This is a genomic window from Ignavibacteria bacterium, assembly GCA_025612375.1.
Lineage (GTDB): Bacteria > Bacteroidota > Ignavibacteria > Ignavibacteriales > SURF-24 > JAAXKN01.
In genome coordinates, this window is record JAAXKN010000005.1 from 210,383 (window position 1) to 215,107 (window position 4,725).

4 protein-coding genes are annotated in these 4,725 nt (G+C 44.2%); 1 reads left to right on the forward strand and 3 read right to left on the reverse strand.

The features are described 5' to 3' along the window. From HF312_05895 to HF312_05905, 3 genes are all read right to left on the reverse strand, one after another. A partial coding sequence (locus HF312_05895) for a glycosyltransferase family 9 protein (GenBank protein ID MCU7519731.1) occupies positions 1 to 1,058 on the reverse strand: 1,058 nt, incomplete at its 3' end. 87 nt (positions 1,059 to 1,145) lie between these two features. After that, positions 1,146 to 4,088: a DUF2723 domain-containing protein gene (locus HF312_05900; GenBank protein MCU7519732.1), complete on the reverse strand. Its 2,943-nt coding sequence runs from the start codon at positions 4,086 to 4,088 to the stop codon at positions 1,146 to 1,148. A gap of 66 nt (positions 4,089 to 4,154) precedes the next feature. Beyond that, entirely contained in the window at positions 4,155 to 4,376 is a 222-nt protein-coding gene (locus HF312_05905) for a hypothetical protein (GenBank protein MCU7519733.1), read from the reverse strand. Positions 4,377 to 4,534: 158 nt separating this feature from the next. On the opposite strand from HF312_05905, the gene HF312_05910 reads away from it, so the two are divergent. Further along, the coding region (locus HF312_05910; protein MCU7519734.1) for a pseudouridine synthase at positions 4,535 to 4,725 on the forward strand (191 nt) is incomplete at its 3' end.

Genomic DNA, 4,725 nt, shown 5'->3' on the forward strand with positions numbered 1-4,725 from the left:
GAATCCATCATCTCCCCTACGGCCTGCATCACCATATCCACACCAATTTCCCTTACGCACTTAAACTGAACGTCCGTGCGGTAACAAATCAGAGGCTTGGGCGAATAATAAAAACACGGCGCGCACGGAAGGTTTAACGACACTATCTTGTGATCTGTCTTCCACGGATATATGTATGCCGGGTTTGTAGGCCCTATTACCGCAATAACACTTAGCCTTAAGGCCGATGCCACGTGCATAAGACTGGAATCGTTTGAAACAAAAAGGTTGCACCTCTTCATTACGGCAGCACTGGCGGCAAGGCTTTTTGCCTCAACAGCTATAGCATTAGAAGAACCGATGCCCGAGACCACCTTATCCCTCAGCTCCTTTTCTTCCGGCCCCCCGAATAACAGTACCTTTGCACCCATCTCATCAATAAGCCTGCGGCCCAGAAGGGAAAACTTCTCCGGCTCCCAGCGTCTGTTGATGTGATTTTTCAGCGTGGCGCTCCCGGGATGAAAACCTATAACAAGATCACTATCCTTAATATCCAAGCGCCTCAGGTAATCCTCGGCAAAATCAGTGTCTTCCTGTTCCAAAAAGAACTCAAGGGGCGGAATCTCACTGCATTTCTTCCCCGTAAGTTTTTCACACAGCCTTATATTCTCTTCAACATTGTGCAGGCAGTCATCTTCATGCACCCTTACATTGTTCAGGGACGCCAGATTCTCGCGGTTTTTCCTCAGGTAGTCAACTGCGGCTCTTTTTTTTGCGCCCACAAAAAAGCTGAACAGGTTGTATTCTTTCCTGTTAGAAGGGTAAACATTTATGGAAACGTCGTACTTCCCGCGGAATTTCAGCAGGTAGAAAAACGACTTAACCGCTCCTTCTTTTAGAAAATCAAAGTAATGAACATTATTCAGGTATTTATTTCTTTTGTAGATATCCCTTACGCCTGAGAACATCACAAGGGCGTCAATCTGTGCATCGGGGTAAGCCTCCCTCAGGAATTTAATGGATGGCGTAAACATTAAAGCGTCTCCGATACCTGAAAGAGCAAAAATCAATATTTTCATTTACTTTAATTCCTGTTTAATACATGAAAAGCGGTCCTTAAACATTAAGGAACCGCTTTTCATCAGTTGCTAGTCATTATTTACAAATTACTGAACGGGTCTCGTGCTGTCCGGCTTTAATCCTGAGGCCAGAGCCCTGTATTTCTGAACTTCGTTCTTAACTGAAGGATCCTGTGGATATATCCTTTCCAGGCGCATCCAGATCTCAGCCGCCTTGTCATATTCCTTCAGGTTGGCATAAATGTCTGTAAGCATTCTGTAAGGATTATAATAGCTGCTTACGTCGTTCGGATTTTCTTCCAGCTGCTTTCTTGCAATAGGCTCCAGCTCGCCGGCAATCTTGCGGTAGCGGTCCATTGCACCGGCAGCATAGTACAAGTTGCTGGTCTGGTACATCATCTGATAAGGCATCTTTATAACTTCAGATGGCATCTTCTTTTCCATCATATCCAGCGTCTGAACTGCCATCTGCTTATTCTGTGCATTATAGATGTAATAAACCGCAAGGCGCAGATAAGAATTCCTGTAGTTCTGTGTCAGCCTTTCATGATTGTCATCAAAGAATATACCCTTGTCGTTCAGTCCTCTTAATTTGAAACCAGGCTTGTAATCCTTGCTGTATCCGTTATCCTGATTAAAGAGGTTAGCCTTCATTATGTTTTCATCAACGAATTCAGAATTCGGGCGTGCCTTTACGGGAACGAGCCTGAAAGCAAGTCCTTCCATAATAAGGTTATTCTGCAGACCGATCTTGCTGTCCTCAGAGCAGGTTACTGCAAAGTATATCGGGCGCTTCCAGTTGTTTGCCTGGACGATATCCCTAACCAGAATGTCCTGAATCCTGATAGCCTTAACGTCACCATACTGCAGCGTATTGTCCATGCGGTAAGTGAGTTTGCCGGACTTTACGACTGATGAATCGGCCATACCATATTTTTCAACAAAAGACATGCCGCCATATTGTGGACTCTTTGTCATGTACTGCTGCATAACATCCTGCGGAACCGGCAGCGAAACCATCTGCGGATCCCATCTGACCGGCTGAAGATCATCAATCATCGGGTCAGTAAGCGTCATTGCAACCTTAGCGGCTCCATAAGGCTCAGTATTCTTAAGCTGCTTGATGTACCATTGAGTATTAAGCAGGCTTAAATTAGCAATCCTTACGTCACGCCTTATGCCTTCAACGTCCTGCAGATACCACAGAGGGAAGGTATCGTTGTCTCCGTTAGTAAATAAAATTGCGTTTGGAGCGCAGCTCTGGAGCATGTTATAGCTGTAATCCCACGGCACCCAGTTTCTGGATCTGTCGTGAGTAAACCAGTTGGCTCTTGCCATATTAAATGGAATAAAGATTATTCCAAGTGCCAGCACACCGTAGGCCAGGCCCTTTGCGGCTGACGGGCTCTTCACCTTTTCCTGCAGCATATCCACCAGTCCTCTTATACCAAGGCCGATCCAGATCGAGTAAACGAAAAAGGCACCCACGTAGAAGTAATCCCTTTCTCTCGGCTGCGGCTCCTGCTGGTTCTGGTAAAATGCCGTCAGATAACCCTGGAAGATGAACATCACCATAAATACGGCTGCCATTTTCCAGTCTTTCTTAAAGTGGTAATAAATACCCAATAGTCCAATAAGGAACGGAATTCCAAAGAGCTGCTTCCAGGTATAATCCATATCCTGATCCCAGCCCTGGCGGCCGATGAAGTTCCAGGCAAGATATCTGTGGAACATGTGATCCATCTGGTACTTCCAGAGGAAATCGAGGTCGCTTGAGTAGTTGTTGTAAACAACCATCTGGTGAGGCTCTGTGGCAAACCTTCTCTTGAATTCAGGGAAGTCGCCGTACTGCTCTCTGTTCAGGTAAGAAACAAGTTCAGGGAAGTCGTTCGGTTCATTTTCGTTCATAGGCGGGTGCTGGTTGGCTCTTATGATAACCATTGCATAGGAAGTAAAGCCAATGATTACAAAAAGCATTGAAAGCGCAGCCAGGTTAACTGTAGGCTTGTTATTTTTAACAGCCCAATAAACAATACCCACAAGCGCAACCACAACAAGGGCAATAATGAAAACGTCAGTGTTAATATTATCGCCGCCGAACATAAGCGGCAGGGCAGGTATCTTTTTAACAACTCCCGGGTAGCAGAGCATAAGGCCAATGCCGCCGAAGATGAGAGCTGTATAAATTGAATTCCTTGTAAATAACTTCTTCCAGAAAATACCCATAATAAGAACGCTTATTCCTATCATCGTCCATACAAAGTGTGAATCAAACTCCTTGTACTGGTCGGGTGAAGGAGGCGTTGTATCTTTCTGTGCAGCCCAGAGCGCAACTGCAACAAGAAGAACTATGGCTGAATGTGCAAGGAAGATATAGCCCGTTTTTTTGAGCATTTCCTCGTCCTGTACATATTTCCTGAAAACCACAACCATAATTACAGGTACAACTGCCAGAACGCTCATCAGGTGAACACCCATCGAAATACCTACAAGGTAGGCAATCATTATGAGGTATTTTTCATTCCCAATTTCATCTGCCTTGTCATTCCAAACCATTATAAGCCAGGTAATGCAGGCAAAGAGGAATGTACTTGAAGCGTACACTTCCGATTCAACGCCGTTAAACCAGAAAGTATCGCTGAATGAAAAAGAAAGTGCGCCTATTGCGGCAGCCAGGCATGTTATAAGCAGGTCGCCCAGGTTTGCAGGTTTCTTTCCCCTGAAGTTTTCAATAAGTTTTACCGCAATCAGGTAAAGGAAGAGTACCGCAAAGGCACTCGCCAGAACTGAAACCATATTTACCCTGAAGCCTACGTTGCTTCCGAAAAATGGAAGCATCGAAAAAAATCTTCCTACAATTGAAAAAAATGGCGCTCCCGGCGGATGGGGTACCTGAAGTGAATATGCTGCAGCGGTAAATTCGCCGCAGTCCCAGAATGAAACTGAAGGCTGTGCAGTCAGTACAAACTGAACAAACGAAATCAAAAACACAACAGCCCCGGTAATCCTATAGACCAGCTTATTTTTCATTAACTCCTCAAAAAAAATAGTTAACCTTATATACCATTACTTTGAAATTTGTTCCATATTAGCGATTTATTCCTCCGGCTTCTTAAAGAAATTGTCATAATTTTTTCTTTCACGATTCACGTAATATTTCTGATAAAGCTCTTTCAGGCGCTCAAGGGCTTCCTTATCCAGATCCTCATCGTCTTTATGGCGCATGAGCATCAGTTTGTAATCATCGGCCTCCCTGGGCGCGAATTTTTTTTCGTATTTCCTTAGAACCTCGAAATATTTTTTTTGATCTCTCTGCATAACTACCTCTTCCTGCTGTTTACTTTGGTATACTGCTTCCGGGAAGAATTACTTAAAGATAGACCGGAATTTAACCACTTAAAATAAGTAAAGTAAAAGTAATAAAAAACCGATTAATTGTGTAAATTTGGGGCAATAGATTTTCTTAAAATTTCACTATGGAACCCCGTTTTAAGTACTTTATAGCCTATAAACCTTACGGCATGCTTACGCAGTTTACCGACAGTGAGGGGCGCAGGACCCTGTCGGACCTGTACCCGTTCCCGCCTGAGGTATATGCCGTGGGCCGCCTGGATATGGACAGCGAGGGCTTAATTTTGCTTACAAACGACAAAAAACTCAATTTTTA

Coding starts and splice junctions, on each gene's coding strand:
- HF312_05900 (MCU7519732.1), bottom strand. CDS start 4,088: ATGAAAAATAAGCTGGTCTATAGGATTACCGGGGCTGTTGTGTTTTTG.
- HF312_05905 (MCU7519733.1), bottom strand. CDS start 4,376: ATGCAGAGAGATCAAAAAAAATATTTCGAGGTTCTAAGGAAATACGAA.